Origin of the sequence: Allobosea sp., from assembly GCF_035999205.1 — a bacterium.
Classification (GTDB): domain Bacteria; phylum Pseudomonadota; class Alphaproteobacteria; order Rhizobiales; family Beijerinckiaceae; genus Allobosea.
The window spans coordinates 122,840-139,869 of record NZ_DASYHA010000015.1 but is presented as its reverse complement, the minus strand read 5'-3'; the positions used below and the strand labels follow the sequence as shown (position 1 = coordinate 139,869).

The window sequence follows — 17,030 nt, the reverse complement described above, 5'->3', positions numbered from 1 at the left end:
TCACTATTGCACATTTTTCGACGCATTTTCTGCGCTCTTACTAAATAGTTAAGATGATTGCTAAAGCCGATCTCAGCGCAGGGGCGACGCGAAGATGTCGGGGAACAGGTTGCGCTGCTGCTCGAGGCGCAAACGCGACTCGTCCGGCGGGGTGATGTTCAGGCGGCTCAGGAGCCGGCCGGATGTTGCCAGCAGCTGATAATCCGCGAACACAGCGACCATGCGGGCCGAAGCCAGCGAAAGCTTGGCGTTGAACAGGCCGTTCTCCGCGTTGAGCAGATCGAGCAGGGTCCGCTGTCCCAGCTCGTACTCGGACTGATAGGCCTTGACGACCGTCTCGGCCGCCTTGACCTGCGCGACCAGCGAGCTGACGCGGGCGCCGGAGTTCGCACGGGCCGCCCAGGCGCGGTCGACGCTCTCGAAGGCCGAGCGCCGCAGTGCATCGAGCCGCATCTGCTGCTCGGTCACGCGCTCGGACAACTCGCTGCGGCGGGCCGCGCGCGTACCGCCGTCGAAGATGTCCCAGTTCATCGCAACCTTCGCGCTGGCATCGTCGAAGCGGCCGGTGCGCTCGCTCGAGTTGCGGCCATGCGTGGCGCCAGCCTCCAGCGAGACGGTCGGCAGCATCGGCCCGAGCGCAGCATCATAGGCGCGCTTCGAGGCGGTCACGTCGGATTGCGAGGCCAGAAGGGTCGGGTTGCTCGCCAAGGTGAGCTCGAGCGCCTCCTTCTTCGAACCGGGCAGGCCACCGATCCGGGGCGGCGACTTCAGCGCCTGCGGCTCCTTGCCGACGGTCCGACGAAAGGCCGCCTTGCCGTCCTCCAGCCGGATCTTCAGCTCGGCCTCGATGGCGAGGGCGGCTTCGAGCCTCTCACGAACCTGGTCACGATCGCCGACGCCGGCCCGGCCGCCTTCGAAACGGGACTCGACGTTCTTGCCCAGCGCCTGGTGGACCTGGATGTTACGTCGCGCGGCGGCCAAGGATTCCGAATAACGGATGATGTCGACGAAGGATTCGACGGTATCGAGCGCCGTCAGCTCGGCGCGCTCGAAAGTCCTCCAGGCCGCGGCGTCCGACCGCGCCATCTGCCGATAGATCTCGTTGATCGTGGAGCCGCCATCGAACAGCAGCTGGCGCACGACCACACCGCCCTCGGCGCCGCGACGCCATTTGTCATCGTTGGCGGTCGGAATGCTGTCGAAGCGACGGCCGCGTTCGAAACCCGCCTCACCGACGACGCGAACCTGCGGGAGAAGACCGCCTTGAACTTGTCGGACCTCGAAATCGACAGCCCGGCGGTTAGCCGCCGCCTCGCCGATTCTTGGATTGGTCGCGACGGCTTCTCGGATGGCTTGCTCAAGCGACATTGCTTGAGACACAACGGGGCTCGTCATGAAAGCGGCCACTGCCGCCCATCGCAAGATTCGTAACATCGAGACCCGCCCCAGAGAAACTCTTAGTCAGTCAGCGCCGCATTCCATGCGATATCCAAACGGCATCGAAATGCAATATCGGTTCGATGTTTAATTGAAATTTAATGTTAACTTACGCCGAATTTCCCGACGTTTTGTCTGATTCGGTGACCGGTTCGACACACTGGCGCCATCAAACTCGCCCGCCGCAATGCGATGGCGATAATATGGACCGCGCCGACCGGCACAGGCAGTGCCGGGAGGGCATCGCTAGCCAAGCGCGCCCCGTCGATACCATTTGCAATCATAAATCATTGATAAGAAAAACAAAAACATCAAGCCCGCGCGATCCGGAGACGCTTCGCCGAATGTTGGACCAGGCGACGGAGCTGAAGGTTGCGGGTAGCTCACCTCCCCGATTGGCATGAAGGCCCATGCCACAACCCATTACTGTGCCGCATGTTGCAGCATTGAGCAGAAAGTCCAGCCGGCGCCTGCCGCCCGCGCCAAACTCTACGTCATGATGCCGCGAACGACTCGGACGACATCGAGATGGTGACGCGCCAGACACGGCCAACCTGTCGCCGAGCGTCACGGCAGGGAGGCCGGACGGAAGCGTCCTGCCAGGGCCGGCAGAAGCCGCGCCGAGAAGCAGGCGGCGAACCGCCCTGGCATACCGCGCTGCAGATTGGTGATTTCTCGAGATTTTGGCGTCCCGGAAGGGATTCGAACCCCTGACCTACGGTTTAGGAAACCGTTGCTCTATCCTGCTGAGCTACCGGGACGCACGTCAAACCGTGTAGCATAATCGCCATGCCGGTGAAGCCTCTTCTTGTGTTGGTTTTCGCGACGCTGCTTGCCTGGCCGCTTCTCGCCGGGATGGCCGTGGCAAGCGACGCCTGTTCCGAGCTTGCGCCCGACAGTCCGGTGGTGCGCCTGTCCGGGCTGGACGGAGCCGGCGACCCGGTTCTCGTGGACGGGCGCCGGCTCCGCCTCGTCGGCCTCGCGCCGCGGCAGGACGATGCGGAAGCGGCCCGGTTCGCCGATGGCATCGGGCGCTGGCGCGAGCGTGAGCTGAAACTCGTCCTGCTCGGAGAGGCTGACCGCTGGGGCCGCCTCCCGGCAAGGCTCTATGAAGCGGGCGCGACACCCGGAGACGCACCGCGCGAGCTCGCCGCCGCGCTCCTGAGCGAGGGCGCCGCCTTGCCGCTGCCGGAGGCGAGGCCAGCCCGATGCGATGGCGGCGCGCGCCCCGCACGAACCAGCCGTCAGCGCGCAAGGCCACAACCACCGGCGACTCCGATGGCAGCGGCAGCCGGCGGACCCGCCATCGACGGTCATGATATCGCCGCGCTCAAGGCGCAAGAAGGCCGTCTCGTGCTGTTGGAAGGGCGAATCGCCTCCGTCGGCGAGCGAGCGCAACGGACCTATCTGAATTTTTCGCGCCGGCGGGGGGAGGCCGCGTCGATCGTGTTGTCGAAGACGCTGTGGCGCGAGATGCAGGATGGCGGCTGGACCGCGACCGGGGTGAGCGGTAAACGCTTGCGGGCGCGTGGTGTCCTCTCGGGGCGCGACGGGCTCCTGCTCGACGTGACCTCGAAGCTCGCCCTGGAACTGGTCGACTGACGGAATGCTGGCGTTCTGGCGACACGGATTTCTGCTTTGTCCCAAGCGGCTGGCTGCGCTCGCGCTTCCCGCCATGCTGCTCGTCGCCTGCACGAGCGACCAGAGCCCGCTCCTGCCGTCGCAGGGCGCGACCGATGGCGAGATCGCGCCGCGGGTCAGCACGGTGCAGCGCGCCTCCGAGAGCGAGCATCAGCGCCTGCTCTCCGCCTTCGGCGGTGAGTACCGGGCGCCCAAGGCACGCGCCGTCCTGGACGAGGTCGTGCAGCGGCTGTCGAAGGCCGGCGAGGGCCAGATCGGTTCCTACGAGATCACCATCCTGAATTCGCCGGCCGTGAATGCCTTCGCGCTGCCCAATGGCCGGCTCTACGTGACCCGGGGCTTGCTCGCCCTCGCCAACGACACCGCCGAGATCGCCTCGGTTCTCGCCCATGAGATCGCGCATGTCACGGCGCAGCATGCCGTCGAGCGGGCCGAGCGCGAGCTGGAATCGGCGCTGGTCAGCCAGGTCGTCTCGCAGGTCCTGAAGGATCCGGCGCAGGGCGCGGCCGTGCAGGCCGGCTCGAAGCTCTCGCTCGCCAAGTTCTCGCGGCAGCAGGAACTGACCGCCGACCAGATCAGCGTGCGCAACATCTCGCGCGCCGGCTATGACCCTTACGGCGCCGGGCGCTTCCTCGCCGCGCTCGGCCGCAACACCGCCTTCCGTAGCTCTGGCCAGAATCAGAGCTCCGACGACAAGCGCCTCGACATGCTGTCGAGCCATCCGCAGACGCCCGAGCGCATCGCCGCCGTGACCGCCGCCGCGCGCCAGATCGGCGCGCCGGGGATCGGCGAGCGCGATGCCGGGCGCTGGCTGTCGGCGATCGATGGCATCGCCTATGGCGACGACCCGCGCGACGGCGTCGTGCGCGGGCGACAATATCTCAACAGCGCGCTGCGCATCGGCTTCACGGCCCCCGAAGGCTTCGGGCTCGAGGCCGCCCGCGACATGGTCATCGGCGTCAGCGCCAACGGCACCCAGGCGCTGCGCTTCGACTCGGTCTCGCTGAAGGCCGGCCAGACGCTGCAATCCTATGTCGCGGCCGGCTGGATCGACGGCGTCGAAACGACGGCCATCGAGTCGCTCGACATTGCCGGGCAGCCGGCCGTGATCGCGGTCGGAAAGGGCACCGACTGGACCTTCCGTCTCGCGGCCGTCCAGGCCGGAAACCGGGTCTATCGCTTCATCCTGGCGGCACGCGGTGGCGATCCCGAGCGGCCGATGCGGGCCCTGCTCTCCAGCTTCCGCGTGCTGAGCGCCGAGGAGGCGCACACCGTCAAGCCGATGCAGGTCCGGACGGTGGCCGCCGCTGCCGACGACACGCCCGCGACGATGGCCGCGCGGATGCCGGACCAGGAGCGCGCGCGGGAGCTGTTCATGGTGCTGAACGGCATCGAACGGGGCGGCGCCCTCACTCCAGGCCAGCGCTACAAGATCATCGCGGAATAACGCGCCCCGAAGGCCGATCTTCACGAAGCCGCGATGAGCCGGCCGGTCCCTCCCGCACTCCACAGAGGTCGCTAGGATGTCTCCGCCCTTTGCCGGGGTGAGAGAACACTGCAATCCGTGCGCAACATCACGCGGGAGGACACCATGGCGCTCGATCGCCGGATCGTCGAACTCTACGACGAATACACCCACAAGCCGCTCGACCGCCGCATCTTCTTCAACCGCCTCATGGTGCTGGCCGGCTCGGCCGCCGCAGCCGAGGCCGCGCTCGCCCTGCTCGAGCCGAACTACGCCCAGGCCCAGCAGATCGCACCTGATGACGCGAGGGTCACGGCTGAGCGGCTGGATACGAGCGTCGATGGCGTCGCGCTCAAGGGCTATCTCGTCGCCCCCAAGGCGGCCGGCCGTCGGGGTGGCGTGCTCGTCATCCACGAGAATCGCGGCCTGAACCCGCATATCGAGGACGTCACACGGCGCATGGCGCTGGCCGGCTTCACCGCGCTGGGGCTCGATTTCCTGACGCCGCTCGGCGGCACGCCGAAGGATGCGGACGAGGCCCGGGCGCTGTTCCCGCGTCTGCCGGCGGCTGACGTCGTGCAACAGGGCCGGGCAGCGCTGAAGCTCCTGGCCTCGCGACCGGATGCGTCAGGAAAGACCGGCGCGATCGGCTTCTGCTGGGGCGGCGGCGTGGTCAACGATCTGGCCGTGGCGGCGCCCGAACTCTCGGCGGGCGTGGTCTTCTACGGCCGATCGCCCAATCTCGCCGGCGTGCCCCAGATCAAGGCGCGGCTGCTGATCCAGCATGCCGCCCGCGATACGCGCCTTGTCCAGGCACTGCCCGAATACGAGGCCGCGCTGAAGGCGGCGGGCATCCGCCACGAAGCCATCGTCTATCCGGATGTCGACCACGCCTTCATGAACGACACCAGCGCCGAGCGCTACAATGCCGCCGCCGCCAAGCAGGCATGGGAACGGTCGGTTGCCTTCCTCGCCGCAGAGACGGGAGCGACCTGAGTCCTGTCGCGTTTGCTCTGATGACGGCGTCATCCCGGCCTTGCACCGGGATGACGACCGAGCTTCGAGAATTCGGCCGGACTTGCCTAGCGCAGCTGGATGGTCGCCAGCAGCGCATGTCCCCCCTCCACAGCCAACACGCCCTCGGCATCGACATCGATGCGCAGGGCGTGGCCGCCGGGAACGGTGAACGCCTCAGAGCCGCAGCGCCCGCTCACGGCAGCGCCTGGCGCGTAGAGGATGTGGATCCCGCGGGTCAGGACCAGGCGCTCTCCCGCGACGGGTGCGACCAGGTCGACGGCGCAGAGCGATCGGTCGGCGATCAGGTTCACGACCTCGACCGGCCCATTCTCCAGCCGGCTGACCAGGGGAATGCCACCATCGTAGCGCACCGGCGTGAAGGGCTGGCGCAGATCGATCTCGCCGTTGGTCCCGTCCAGGACGAGACCGGAGCCGACGATCACCGTCTGCAGCCGCTCATAGCCGGTCAGGTCCGAGAACGGGCCGGGCCGGACGATCGCCGTTCGGCCGAGCCGCCAGACCATCCCCTCCCAGCCAGCCGGATCGGCTCCCGCCTGGCAGGCATCGGCGATATCGACCGTGATGCCGCCACCATTCTTCCAGGGCTTGCTGCGGAAGCTCTCCGGCGCCAGCGGCGTGAGGGTCGGCCGGGTGCTTGCGGGTTCGGTCATGATCGGCTCGCTTCAGGCATCGTCCGCCAGGGGGTGCAGGTCTCGCACCATGCTCTTGAGGCGGTCGTCGAGGACATGGGTGTAGATCTGGGTCGTGGCGATGTCGGCATGCCCCAGCAGTTCCTGGACCACGCGCAGATCGGCACCGTTCTGCAGCAGATGGCTGGCGAAGGCGTGGCGCAACACATGCGGGCTCAGGCTCGCGGACAGTCCCGCTGCCCCGGCCAGGACCTTGAGGTCGCGCGCGAAGGCCTGGCGGGTGAGATGGCCGCTCTCGCCGTCGGCGGGGAACAGCCAGCGGCTCTCCGCGCCGCCGCTCTCACGCAATGCGCCGAGCCAGGAGCGCGCAGCCTCGCGCGCAGCCTCGTTCAATGGCACCAGCCTATCCTTCTCGCCCTTGCCGCGCACGACCAGAAAGCGCTCGCGCGTCGTCGCGGCCGAGAGCGGCAGCGCAATCAGCTCGGAGACACGCAGGCCCGTTGCGTAGAGCATCTCGATCAGGCAGCACATCCTGAGCGCGCGCAGCCGCGCGGGCCTCGTCGCGCCCTCCCGTTCGCAGGCCAGCCTCGCCGTCTCGATCAGCCGGTCGACATCTGCGACCGAAATCACCTTGGGCAGCGGCCGCCCCTGCCGGGGCCCTTCGATCGCGGCCGATGGATCGCCAGGCGAGAAGCCCTCGGTGTAGAGGAAGCGGTGGAACTGGCGCACGGCCGACAGCCGGCGCGCGGCCGAGGAGGCCTTCAGCCCGCGCTCCGAGATTTCAGCGAGCCAGGCGCGGATGTCGTCTGCCGAGACCACGTCGAGCGCCCGCCCGCCGAGGAAGGCGAGATAGTCTTCGATATCGCGTTGATAGGCATCGAGCGTGTTACGGGCGGCCCCGCGCTCGGCCGCGAGCATATCGAGGAAGCCGTTCAGCCGCGCCCTCGCGATCCGGCTCATTTCGGCAGCAGCTTGGAAGGCGGCACCGTCTCGACCATCTCGCGCGGTACCGGCTGCACGAAGGTGACCAGCGCGACCATGCAGCCGAAGACGAGCCCGCCGAGCAAGGCGAGGAACGCCACAAATCTGAACAGCGTCGGCACGGAGAAGCTGAACCCTCGAGAAGATCGATCGACGCGACGTCGAATGACGACATCTTTCGGAAGATGGCGGGCGCGGGCAAGGGCGGCAAGGCCACAGGCCGGCCAAAAACTGCCGCCTGCGGACATGACGCAGCATATTGGCTCATGCTAAACGGGCGCTGAGGACAACGCCGCAATGACCATCGTCGAAACGCTCGACCAACCCGAGAACAAAGAACTCCGCGTGAACCCTGACGCATTGCGCGCCGCGCTCGGCAACCGCGCGATCGTGCTCGTCGGCATGATGGGCTCCGGCAAGAGCTCGGTCGGCCGGCGCCTGGCGGCACGTCTCGGCCTGCCCTTCGTCGATGCCGATGCCGAGATCGAGACGGCCGCCGGCATGACGATCGCGGAGATCTTCACACAGCGGGGCGAGGCCGAGTTCCGCGACGGCGAACGCCGTGTCATCAGCCGCATCCTTACGACGCGCAGCCCGCTCGTGCTGGCGACGGGCGGCGGCGCCTTCATGAACACCGAGACGCGGGCGCGCATCGCCGATCTCGGCATCTCGATCTGGCTCAAGGCCGAGCCCGAGGTGCTGATGCGCCGCGTCCGCAAGAACACGAAGCGGCCGCTGCTCCAGACCGCCGATCCGGAAGGGACGCTGCGCCGTATGCTCGGCGAGCGCGAACCGGTCTATGCGCTCTCCGATCTCACGCTGGTCTCGCGCGACGAGCCCCACGATGTCGTCGTCACCGGCGCGATCTCGGCGCTGGAGAGGCATCTGCGCGCCGACACCGACAGAAAGCGGATGCCATGACCATTCCTGCGAAGGACAGCTCGGGCGCCCGGATCGTGGTTCCGGTCGCGCTCGAGGGCCGTGCCTACGACATCCATATCGGCCGCCACCAGCTCTGCGAGGCTGCCGCCCTGATCGCCGCCTTCGCGCCCGGCGCCAAGGTCGCGCTGGTCACCGACGAGAGCGTCGCCGCCCTGCATGCCCCGGCCTTCGAGGCCTGCCTGCAGCAGGAGGGCATCACCTCGACGCGCATCACGGTGCCGCCGGGCGAGGCGACGAAGTCCTATGCCCAGTTCATCGCGCTCTGCGACGCGCTGCTCGCGGCCAAGATCGAGCGCGACGACATCGTCATCGCGCTGGGTGGCGGCGTCGTTGGCGACCTGACCGGTTTTGCGGCCGCTGTGCTGCGACGTGGCGTGCGCTTCGTGCAGATGCCGACGACCCTGTTGGCGCAGGTCGATTCCTCGGTCGGCGGCAAGACCGGCATCAATTCCGGCCATGGCAAGAATCTGGTCGGTGCCTTCCATCAGCCAGCGCTGGTCATCGCCGATACCGCGCTGCTCGACACGCTGAGCGAGCGCGAGTTCAAGGCAGGCTATGCCGAGGTCGTGAAATACGGGCTGATCGACGATCCCGGTTTCTTCGACTGGTGCGAGGTCAACTGGAGCCGGATCATCGCCGGCGGCCCCGAGCGCGACCATGCGGTCGCGGTCGCCTGCAAGGCCAAGGCCGCCATCGTCGCCCGCGACGAGCGCGAGGAAGGCGACCGCGCCCTGCTCAACCTCGGCCACACCTTCGCGCATGCGCTCGAGCGCCTGACGAAATACGACTCCGACCGGCTCGTCCATGGCGAGGCGGTCGCAATCGGACTGGCATTGGCGTTCCGCTTCTCACAGCGGATGGGTCTCTGCTCCGGACAGGACGCCATCCGCGTCTCGCGCCATCTCGACGCGGTCGGCCTGCCGAGCACGCTCCAGCAGGTGCCCGGCGGCGCCGGCAGCGCGCCGGAGATCGTCGCTGCGATGGGTCAGGACAAGAAGGTCCGGCGCGGCGTGCTGACCTTCATCCTCGCGCGCGGCATCGGCAAGAGCTTCATCGCCCATGGCGTCGCGGCCGAGGAGGTTCAGGCCTTCATCGAGACCGAGCTGGCGGCCAACGGCCCGGCGCACTGACCCGCTTCGCCGGCCGAGATCTCACGGATCTGGCGGCTCGGGAACGACGGCGATGACGCAACGGCAGAATGCCGCGGCGCGACCATTGCGGGCGACAGCCGTCACTGCCATTTATTTGCGGCACGCAGCCCCCGCGACGCAGGATCCGGAAGCCGGTCCGGCGTCATCAGGAGAGGACCGACCGCATGGCGAAGACGAGATTGGCCGGACGAGCTCTGCTCGGCCTGTTCATTGCGGCTTGTGCATCTTCGACACCCAGCGCTGCGGAACCGATCCAGCTCATCACCAGGCAGGAAGCGAGCTTTCCGCCGCCAGCTGCCGCCAGCAGCCAGGAACGCAACCTGACGCGCGGCCCAGGTGTCGATCGACTGGCACCGCCGGCTGTCGGCATGAACGGCGAACCCTTTCGCTTCGCCGTGAAGTTCAAGCCGCGCAACGGCGTGCCGATCGATCCCGCGACCGTCCGGGTAACCTATCGCCGCCAGCTCGATGTCGACCTGACCTCCCGCATCAAATCCTTCATCACCGCAGACGGCATCGACGCGGCGGCCGTGCTCGTGCCGCCGGGCCGGCATCTCATCGAAGTCGAGGCGACCGACAAGGAAGGGCGTCTCGGGCGAGGTCAGATCACGCTGACGGTCGAGGCACCGAAATAGGGCCTCACCGCCTGGCCGCAGGCGGCAGCAGTGCGATCGCCGGCGCGTTGCCGTAGCTCGCCGGCAGCTGCTGGCCATTCGTCCGCTGCGACACCTGTGCGCTGGTCTCCCTCACCACCGCATCCAGCGGATGGCCGGGCTTCGACAGAGTCTCCAGCAGCGCACGCAGGAACGGGCTTTCGAGCCCATCGCCATCAAGCGCGGTCTGGCCCGGCTGGGTCGAGTGAAACACCACGTTGTTGGGCGCAGCCACGGGCGTTGCCGCCAGCCCGCTGCGCAGGCGTTCCGGCACGGCCGGCGCCCGCCTGCCCGTCCCGCGCGACACAGCCACCGCGCGCGCCTCGACGAAAGGGTCGTTGCGGCAGGCGTCGACGATCACGAGAGCCCCGCGACGCGCCTTGCCGGCCGCCGCCACGAGATCGGCAAGCGCCAGAGCATCGCTGTCCAGTTCCTGGTCGCTCCCCGGCGATGCATCGACCGGGATCAGGTAGTTCCGGCCGGCGGTCTCGACGCCATGGCCAGCATAGAAAACGAGGGCAACATCCGCCTCTGCCGCCCGCTCGGCGATCACCGCGGGCACCTTGCGAAGCTCGGCCTTGCCGAGATTCTCGGCGACCTCGACGACATCGAAACCCATTTCAGCGAGCGCGCTCGCCATCACCGCCGCGTCGCGACGGGCATTCGGCAGGCTGGTGAGCTGGTCGTAATCGCCCTCGCCGATGACGAAGGCGACGCGCCTGAGCCCATCCGGAGAGCCGCTGCCGACCGCAATGCCCGCATCGAGACCGCTGCGGAACAGCGAGGAGGCGTCGCGGCGTGGCGGCCGGGTCAGCTCCTTCAGGCGGAAGGATGCCAGGATGCGTTCATAGAGCCTGGGGGTCGATTTGGTCGAGGCGAGGATGCGCTTGTAGATCGCGATCGCCTTGTCACGTTGGCCGCGCCGTTCCTCGACGCGGGCGAGGCCGAGCGCCACGCTCAAGTTCTTCGGGTCGAGCCGCGAGGCATCGCGAAAATGCTTCTCGGCGACATCCGGCTCCTTCAGCTTGTCGAGCGCCAGATCCCCGGCGCGGACCAGCAAGGCCGCCCGCGCCGAAGACGCCTCTGCTTTCGGCGTGTCGGCGCCGGCGCGGGAGGCGGCGATGAGGTCGTCATAAGCGGCCTGCAGGTTGCCCGCGCGCAGCTCGAGTTCGGACTTATGCGTCAGCGCGATGCTGGCAAGCGGCGGCCCGAGCGCCGAGACGGCGGCGAGATCGGCGCGTGCGCGATCGAGTTGCCCGAGCCGGCGCAGCAGGTCGCCGCGCGCCCACAGCGCCGTCGCAGCGGCCGGATCGAGCTCCACTGCCCGGTCGAGATCGGCGAGCGCCGCCCCGACATCGCCGGTTCGCTGATGTTCGAGAGCGCGCTGGACAAAGGGGGTGGCGTCCTGCGGCGCCGCCTTCATGGCCTGCTCGACATCGGCACGGGCATCCCCAGGCCGACCGATCGTCTGGTTGATCGTGACGCGAAGCGACAGGGCCTCGCCCTTGAGCGGCCCCTCGGCGTCGATTGCCACCTGGACGTCCTGCAATGCCGGACGCACCTCCGCGAGCGACGGCGGCTTGTACGCGACCGAGCCATCGTTCTTCGCCGCCTGCGCCGCGCCCTTCTGGACCACCTGCAGGAAGCGCATCAGCCCCCTGAAGAAGCTGGCTCTCTGGCGAGCCGCTTCGTCGGCACCTCCGGCCAGGATGCGTCCGCAGGCGGCTTCGGCCGCCCCGAGTTCCGCCGGCGAGAGCATCGTCGTTTTCACACGCTCATTGGCACAGAGGCCCATATCGCCTCCGTCCTGGGCCTGAGCCGGACATGCCCACAGCGCGAGCGCAAGGAGCAAGCCCGGCAAGGAAACTGGATGCAAGCTCGATCTCCCCGGCGCGGTATCGGCCATGACTGCCGTAGCGTAACCACTTTGGCCGGCCTGTCACGCGTCCGCACGGCCACGTTATGGGCTGAACACCAGGACCAGGAAGACGAAGAAGACCGAGAGATGGACCGCGCCCTCCAGCATCGTGGTGCGCGTGCCGGTGAAGGTCAGCGTGCTGAGCAGCAGCGTCATCGCCAGGATGACCATGTTCGTGCCGGACAGGCCGAGCACGATCTCCTGCCCCGTCCAGAGACCGATCGCGAGCACCGCCGGCACCGTCAGCCCCAGCGTCGAGGCGGCGGCGCCGAGGCAGAGATTGATCGCCCGCTGGAGCTGGTTGGCGTTGATCGCCCTCAACGCCGCGATGCATTCCGGCGTGAACACCACCATCGCGATCAGGATGCCACCGAGCGCAACCGGCGCGCCGAGCTGGATGATGCCGAAGTCGAGCACCGCCGCGAGGCTCTTCGAGAGGATGACGATCGGCAGGATGTTGGCGAGCAGCAGGGCGACATGCGTCAGGGTCGCGCCGCCCGGGTCCTCATGGCCGTGATCGTCCTCGCCGGCCTCGATTTCGGGCGTGGCGGTGCGTGGCAGAGGTGCCTGGTCGCCGGTCGGCTCCTGGAAGAAGGAGCGGTGCCGGCCCGTCTGGAGCACGAGGAAGGCGCCATAGAGCGCGACGGTGAATAGCGAGAAGCTGACCGACTGCAGCGTCGTCAGCGTGCCGTTCGCGGTCGATGTGGTGAAGTTCGGCAGAACCAGCGGGATTACCGTCAGCGGAGTGATCACGGACAGGTAGGAGGCGGCCCCCTTGAGATTGTAGCTTTGGGCGAAATGGCGCCGGCCGCCGACGAGCAGGCCGATGCCGACGACGCCGTTGAGCACGATCATCAGCACCGCGAACATGGTGTCGCGCCCCAGCGTCGGCGCGCCCTTGGCGCCCAGCATAACGGCCGAGATCAGCGCCACCTCGATGATCACGATCGAGAGCGTCAGGATCAGCGTGCCGAAGGGCTCCCCGAGCCGACCCGCCAGGATCTCCGCCTCGTGCACGACCCCGAACGCCGCCCAGATGATGACGCCCAGCAGCCAGACGAAGATCACCACCGAGATCAGCGGCGCGCCAAGTTGAGCCAGCAGCCCATCGCCGAAAAGCAGGAAGGCGGCAACGGTCGCCCAGGCACAGGCGAGGCGGAGGATCAGCGTGCTCAATGGTCCATCCCGGAATGTCGTGGCTTGAAAAAAGGGCGCAAGAAAGCGGGCCGCCGAAGCAGCCTTCGTCCCAGCCTAACGCATCCGGAGTTGGTTTTGTTCGCTGAATCGCCGCGGCAGACGCCCCGCCTCTCGTTCAGGGCTTGCGAAAGGAGTCCAGCACCGCAGCCCCGTCCGCGCCCGCCTTCTGGCGCCAGTCCTCAACGGCGCTCCTGCCGGCATCCGCGAGCGCCTTCGCGACGGTCGGTGGCACATCGGTCTGGATCGCCACCTTGTTGGCGCGCATGCGGGCATAGTTCTCGTCGAGCCGCGTGCGGATCGCGTTCCATTGCCTCTTTTCGGTCGCCGCGCCGGCTTCGTCCACGATCTGGCGCAGATCTGCCGGCAGCGCCTCATAGGCCGCGAGATTGACCGTCGCGATCGAGATCGGCAGGGCGTAGTTCACCTCGGCGAAATTCGGCAGGAAGTCCCAGAGATTGCGCCCGGCTCCGCCATCGCCCGAGGACAGCACGGCGGTGACGCTGCCATCCTTCACCTTCGGCATGGCGTCGGCGAAGGAGAGATTGCTCGCCTTGGCGCCCGCCGCATTCAGCACCGCGGTCGAGGTCGCGTCATAGGTGCGGATCGGGAGGCCGGCGAGGGCGGCCGGTGCAGTCAGCGGCTCCTTCGACCAGATGCCCGAGGCCGGCCAGGGCGTGGTGTAGAGAATCTTCTGGCCGAAGGTGGCGAGCTTTCGGTCATAGACCGGGCGGGCCAACTCCGTCAGCTTGCGGGCATCCGTGATCGAGGTCGCGAGAAAAGGCAGGGAGGACAGGCCAAACAGCGGATCGACCGCACCGAGCGCCCCCGCGAAGGCGTCTCCTGCCACGACCTCGCCCTTCTGCACCGCGGCGATCATCGCGGCCGACTTGATGCCGCGGGCTGCGTCGAAGCTCGGCTTGATCGTCAGCCGCCCGCCGGATTTCTCGTTCACGAACTGGGCGAAGGCCGTGACGCCCTCTCCGGGGATGGCCGTTGCCGGATACTCGGTCGGCATCTCCCAGATTGTCTGCGCGCCCGCCCCGGCGGGCACTGCCAGGGAGACTGCCGAAAGCAGGAAACCCGCGATGAACCAGCGCATGATCATGTCCCTCGTGATCGCGGGACAGGCAACGAGCGGCCCCCGCTTCGAACCGCGGGTTCCATGCAAGATCGAGGCAAGCGTGCCTCTGCCTAGTCCGGCGTGATCTTGGCGGCCAGCGCGCTCACGGGCTCTTCAGTGGCGGGTGCTGGGGCCTTGTCGGTGACGAGATACTGCGCGCGTGCGAGAGCGGCGAAGCGCCCGCCCTTGGCGACGAGCTCCTCGAAGGAGCCCATCTCGATGACCCGGCCCTGCTCGAACACGAGGATGCGGTCGGCATTGCGGATCGTGGCCAGACGGTGGGCGATGACGAAGGTGGTACGGCCCTTCATCACCTCCTCCAGCGCCTTCTGCAGCTTGACCTCGGTCGCTGCGTCGAGCGCCGAAGTCGCCTCGTCGAGGATCAGGATCGGCGGGTTCTTCAGCAGCGCCCGGGCAATCGAGAGACGCTGGCGCTCGCCGCCTGAAAGCGTGCGGCCGCGCTCCCCGACGAGCGTGTCGAGTCCGTCGGGCTGGCGCGCCATCACCTCTGTCGCCTGTGCCCGGTCGAGCGCCTGCATCATCTCGGCATCGGTCGCATCCGGCTTGCCGACGGTCAGGTTCTCACGGATCGAGCGCGCGAACAGCATCGGCTCCTGGAAGACGACGCCGATGTTCCGGCGCAGGGAGAGCAGCGAGATCTCGCGGATGTCCACGCCGTCGGCGGTGATCCGGCCCGATTGCGGATCGAAGGCACGGTGCAGCAGGCCGAGCGTGGTCGACTTGCCCGAGCCGGTCGACCCGACGATCGCGATCGTCTCGCCGGGCGCAACCGCGAAGGACACGTCCTGCACCGCGGCGCGCTTGCCGTCATAGGAGAAGGACACGTCCTCGAAGGCGACGGCGCCCGAAAGCCTGCCGGCATCGGCGGCGCCATGCGGATCGCGCACGCTCGGCAACGTATCGAGCACCTCGAAGAATTCGCGCATCTTCGGCGCCTGCATGAAGATGAAGTTCACGAAGGAGACGATCTGCTCGAGCCGCCCGACCAGCATGGTGGCGAAACCCATGAAGGTCACGATCTCGCCGACGGTCGTCAGGCCCCGCATCAGCAGCCAGGTGCCGACGACGAAGATCGCGAGCACCGTCAAGGTGGCGGAGGCGCGTGTCGCCACCGTCGCGATCGCCCACCAGGACAGCACGGGCAACTGCGCGTCGAGCAGGCTGGCGATGGTCGAGCGCAGGCCGCGGACCTCGGCCTCGACGCGGGTGAAGCTCTGGATCACTGGGACGTTGCCGAGAGCGTCCGAGGCCCGTTCGGCGAGGCTCGAATGGTAGCTCTCGACATTGCTCTGCAGCTTGTCGGTCTTGCGCAGCACATAGGCGGTGAGCGAGCCGAACAGCGCGACCAGCCCGATCAGCAGCAGGCCGAGCTGCCAGTTCTTCCAGATCGTGAAGGGCAGCAGCACGAACAGCGCGACGATCGAGGCGCAGTGCTCGCGGAAGAAGGAGAGCCACAGCGCCCACATCGCGTTGGTGCCGTCGAGCATGACCTTGAGCACGCGGCCGGAATGGGTCTGCGTGTGATAGGCCAGCGGCAGAGACAGCGCGTGCTCGAAATACTCCGCCATCACGGCGAGCCGGCGCCGATGCGCCAGCCGGTCGGCATGCAGCGCGACGAAGACGCCGATGCCGATATTGGCCAGCCCGAAGCCGACCCAGGCACCGATCAGCGTTCCGATGCTTCCCCAGGTCACCGTCCCGCCGGCTGTCTGGATGGTGGTGAGCCGGTCGATCAGCGCGCCGAACAGCATCGGCTCGGCGAAGGAGACCGCGGCCAGCAGGATGTTGGCGAGCGCCAGTACGATACCCAGCCGCCTTTCGGGACCGAGCGCGCCCAGCACGCGTGCATAGAGAGAGAACAGCGACATCGCGCCTAGCTTTAGCGGACGGTGCGCGCCGGGCAAGCTCGGCATCGACATTCAGCTCGACGATCAGGAAGGCCGAGCGCTGTTCACGGACGGCAAGGACCTGCCGAGCGACCGCATGCGCAAGCTGCCGGCGCCGAGGCTGCGGCACATGCCCAACAAGATCGCGATCACCGGGCACACCGCGACCCCGCGGCCCGGTGCCGCGCCCGAGGGTGATCCCTTGGAGCTCCCGGTCGGCCGCGCCGGCGGTCCGCGAGATCCTCACAAATGGCAGCGTGCCGAGCGACCGCTTCGCCGCCGTCACCGGCAAGGGCGACACCGAGCCGCTGGTCAGGGAGAGCCCCTACCCGCCCTGCAATCGCCGTGTCGGAACGCGCTGAAACCGGGTGCGCCATCGCTGCCGACAGGACTCATGTCCTGAGGGCAGCGGGTTGCGGCGCCGGTCACGGCGCCAGGATCAACGCCCAGTAGACCTGGTATTTCGAGCCCGGAGCATAGGCCGTGGCGATGCCCATTCGCGTCGCGCCGGGCGTCTTCATGACCCGGTCGTGCTGCGGTGAATCGCGCCAGCCCGAAAAGGCCTCCGCCAGCCGGCGGTACCCCGCCGAGAGATTGGCCTCGGCCCCGGGCTGCCCGCTGCGCGCCAGCCGCGTCTTGACCGCCTCGGCTTGGACCGGCTTGTCGGCCGCCGCCATCGCGCTCGCCTCCTGCTGTGCCGCCGCGACCAGGGCGGGGTCGAGCGTCAGCGTGTTCAGCCCGGCATTCAGCCGGTAGGCCGAGATCATCGCCCGGGCTTCGTTCGCATCGACCTGCGCAGAGGGAGAGCCGAGATCGCGATAGAAGGCCGGCTGGCTCTGGCGCACCGGCTCGGTGCAGCCGGCGACGCCCATGAGCGCGAGTGCGCCTGCTACGAGGGCGGGACAGGTCATCGAGCGGGCTCTCGCCGCGCCGCCTTCGAGGCTGAGCATC

The 17,030-nt window shown here is 68.0% G+C and carries 15 protein-coding genes and 1 tRNA gene; 6 read left to right on the top strand and 10 right to left on the bottom strand.

From position 1 onward, the window contains the following. Positions 1-72: 72 nt before the first annotated feature. Together VGN82_RS05015 and VGN82_RS05010 are read right to left on the bottom strand one after the other, a co-directional pair. Entirely contained in the window at positions 73-1,380 is a 1,308-nt protein-coding gene (locus VGN82_RS05015) for a TolC family outer membrane protein (protein WP_327525892.1), read from the bottom strand. A gap of 741 nt (positions 1,381-2,121) precedes the next feature. Then, positions 2,122-2,198 (bottom strand) — tRNA-Arg (locus VGN82_RS05010). Between the two features lie 28 nt (positions 2,199-2,226). On the opposite strand from VGN82_RS05010, the gene VGN82_RS05005 reads away from it, so the two are divergent. The 3 genes from VGN82_RS05005 to VGN82_RS04995 all read left to right on the top strand — a co-directional run bounded on the left by VGN82_RS05005 (position 2,227) and on the right by VGN82_RS04995 (position 5,539). Beyond that, complete coding sequence (locus tag VGN82_RS05005) at positions 2,227-3,039, top strand: hypothetical protein (protein ID WP_327525891.1); 813 nt, start codon at positions 2,227-2,229, stop codon at positions 3,037-3,039. A 73-nt stretch (positions 3,040-3,112) separates the two neighbouring features. Beyond that, positions 3,113-4,525 (top strand): M48 family metalloprotease, encoded by a 1,413-nt coding sequence (locus VGN82_RS05000; protein WP_327525890.1) that lies wholly within the window; start codon positions 3,113-3,115, stop codon positions 4,523-4,525. Between the two features lie 144 nt (positions 4,526-4,669). After that, complete coding sequence (locus VGN82_RS04995) at positions 4,670-5,539, top strand: dienelactone hydrolase family protein (protein ID WP_327525889.1); 870 nt, start codon at positions 4,670-4,672, stop codon at positions 5,537-5,539. 86 nt (positions 5,540-5,625) lie between these two features. Here VGN82_RS04995 and VGN82_RS04990 read toward each other — a convergent pair whose 3' ends face one another. The 3 genes from VGN82_RS04990 to VGN82_RS04980 are packed head-to-tail and all read right to left on the bottom strand — an operon-like array spanning position 5,626 to position 7,313. Then, on the bottom strand, positions 5,626-6,231 hold the full coding sequence (locus VGN82_RS04990) for a HutD/Ves family protein (protein WP_327525888.1): 606 nt from the start codon (positions 6,229-6,231) through the stop codon (positions 5,626-5,628). A 12-nt stretch (positions 6,232-6,243) separates the two neighbouring features. Continuing rightward, positions 6,244-7,170, bottom strand: coding sequence for a site-specific tyrosine recombinase XerD (locus tag VGN82_RS04985; protein WP_327525887.1), 927 nt, complete (start codon positions 7,168-7,170; stop codon positions 6,244-6,246). After that, positions 7,167-7,313 carry a histidine kinase gene (locus tag VGN82_RS04980; RefSeq protein WP_327525886.1) on the bottom strand — a complete coding sequence of 49 codons (147 nt, stop codon included), beginning with the start codon at positions 7,311-7,313 and terminating at the stop codon, positions 7,167-7,169. Before VGN82_RS04980 ends, VGN82_RS04985 begins: the two co-directional genes overlap by 4 nt. 175 nt (positions 7,314-7,488) lie before the next feature. Between VGN82_RS04980 and VGN82_RS04975 the strand changes: the two genes are divergently transcribed. The 3 genes from VGN82_RS04975 to VGN82_RS04965 all read left to right on the top strand — a co-directional run bounded on the left by VGN82_RS04975 (position 7,489) and on the right by VGN82_RS04965 (position 9,919). Continuing rightward, positions 7,489-8,112: a shikimate kinase gene (locus VGN82_RS04975; RefSeq protein WP_327525885.1), complete on the top strand. Its 624-nt coding sequence runs from the start codon at positions 7,489-7,491 to the stop codon at positions 8,110-8,112. After that, positions 8,109-9,263: a 3-dehydroquinate synthase gene (gene aroB / locus VGN82_RS04970; protein ID WP_327525884.1), complete on the top strand. Its 1,155-nt coding sequence runs from the start codon at positions 8,109-8,111 to the stop codon at positions 9,261-9,263. The genes VGN82_RS04975 and aroB overlap by 4 nt, the downstream gene beginning before the upstream one ends. 185 nt (positions 9,264-9,448) lie before the next feature. Next, on the top strand, positions 9,449-9,919 hold the full coding sequence (locus VGN82_RS04965) for a hypothetical protein (RefSeq protein WP_327525883.1): 471 nt from the start codon (positions 9,449-9,451) through the stop codon (positions 9,917-9,919). 4 nt (positions 9,920-9,923) lie between these two features. On the opposite strand, the gene VGN82_RS04960 is transcribed toward VGN82_RS04965, so the two are convergent. The 5 genes from VGN82_RS04960 to VGN82_RS04940 all read right to left on the bottom strand — a co-directional run bounded on the left by VGN82_RS04960 (position 9,924) and on the right by VGN82_RS04940 (position 17,029). Then, positions 9,924-11,696, bottom strand: coding sequence for a caspase family protein (locus tag VGN82_RS04960; RefSeq protein WP_327525882.1), 1,773 nt, complete (start codon positions 11,694-11,696; stop codon positions 9,924-9,926). A gap of 201 nt (positions 11,697-11,897) precedes the next feature. Next, entirely contained in the window at positions 11,898-13,031 is a 1,134-nt protein-coding gene (locus VGN82_RS04955) for a calcium:cation antiporter (protein ID WP_327525881.1), read from the bottom strand. A gap of 136 nt (positions 13,032-13,167) precedes the next feature. Then, on the bottom strand, positions 13,168-14,151 hold the full coding sequence (locus VGN82_RS04950; RefSeq protein ID WP_327525880.1) for a TRAP transporter substrate-binding protein: 984 nt from the start codon (positions 14,149-14,151) through the stop codon (positions 13,168-13,170). Positions 14,152-14,243: 92 nt separating this feature from the next. After that, positions 14,244-16,061: a glucan ABC transporter ATP-binding protein/ permease gene (locus tag VGN82_RS04945; protein WP_327525879.1), complete on the bottom strand. Its 1,818-nt coding sequence runs from the start codon at positions 16,059-16,061 to the stop codon at positions 14,244-14,246. Positions 16,062-16,504: 443 nt separating this feature from the next. Continuing rightward, positions 16,505-17,029, bottom strand: a complete 525-nt coding sequence (locus VGN82_RS04940) for a CAP domain-containing protein (protein ID WP_327525878.1) — start codon at positions 17,027-17,029, stop codon at positions 16,505-16,507. Between the last annotated feature and the right edge of the window lies 1 nt (position 17,030).

Coding starts and splice junctions, on each gene's coding strand:
- VGN82_RS05000 (WP_327525890.1), top strand. CDS start 3,113: ATGCTGCTCGTCGCCTGCACGAGCGACCAGAGCCCGCTCCTGCCGTCG.
- VGN82_RS04945 (WP_327525879.1), bottom strand. CDS start 16,061: ATGTCGCTGTTCTCTCTCTATGCACGCGTGCTGGGCGCGCTCGGTCCC.
- VGN82_RS04950 (WP_327525880.1), bottom strand. CDS start 14,151: ATGCGCTGGTTCATCGCGGGTTTCCTGCTTTCGGCAGTCTCCCTGGCA.
- VGN82_RS04965 (WP_327525883.1), top strand. CDS start 9,449: ATGGCGAAGACGAGATTGGCCGGACGAGCTCTGCTCGGCCTGTTCATT.
- VGN82_RS04990 (WP_327525888.1), bottom strand. CDS start 6,231: ATGACCGAACCCGCAAGCACCCGGCCGACCCTCACGCCGCTGGCGCCG.
- VGN82_RS04995 (WP_327525889.1), top strand. CDS start 4,670: ATGGCGCTCGATCGCCGGATCGTCGAACTCTACGACGAATACACCCAC.
- VGN82_RS04960 (WP_327525882.1), bottom strand. CDS start 11,696: ATGCTCTCGCCGGCGGAACTCGGGGCGGCCGAAGCCGCCTGCGGACGC.
- VGN82_RS05005 (WP_327525891.1), top strand. CDS start 2,227: ATGCCGGTGAAGCCTCTTCTTGTGTTGGTTTTCGCGACGCTGCTTGCC.
- aroB (WP_327525884.1), top strand. CDS start 8,109: ATGACCATTCCTGCGAAGGACAGCTCGGGCGCCCGGATCGTGGTTCCG.
- VGN82_RS04940 (WP_327525878.1), bottom strand. CDS start 17,029: ATGCTCAGCCTCGAAGGCGGCGCGGCGAGAGCCCGCTCGATGACCTGT.
- VGN82_RS04975 (WP_327525885.1), top strand. CDS start 7,489: ATGACCATCGTCGAAACGCTCGACCAACCCGAGAACAAAGAACTCCGC.
- VGN82_RS04985 (WP_327525887.1), bottom strand. CDS start 7,170: ATGAGCCGGATCGCGAGGGCGCGGCTGAACGGCTTCCTCGATATGCTC.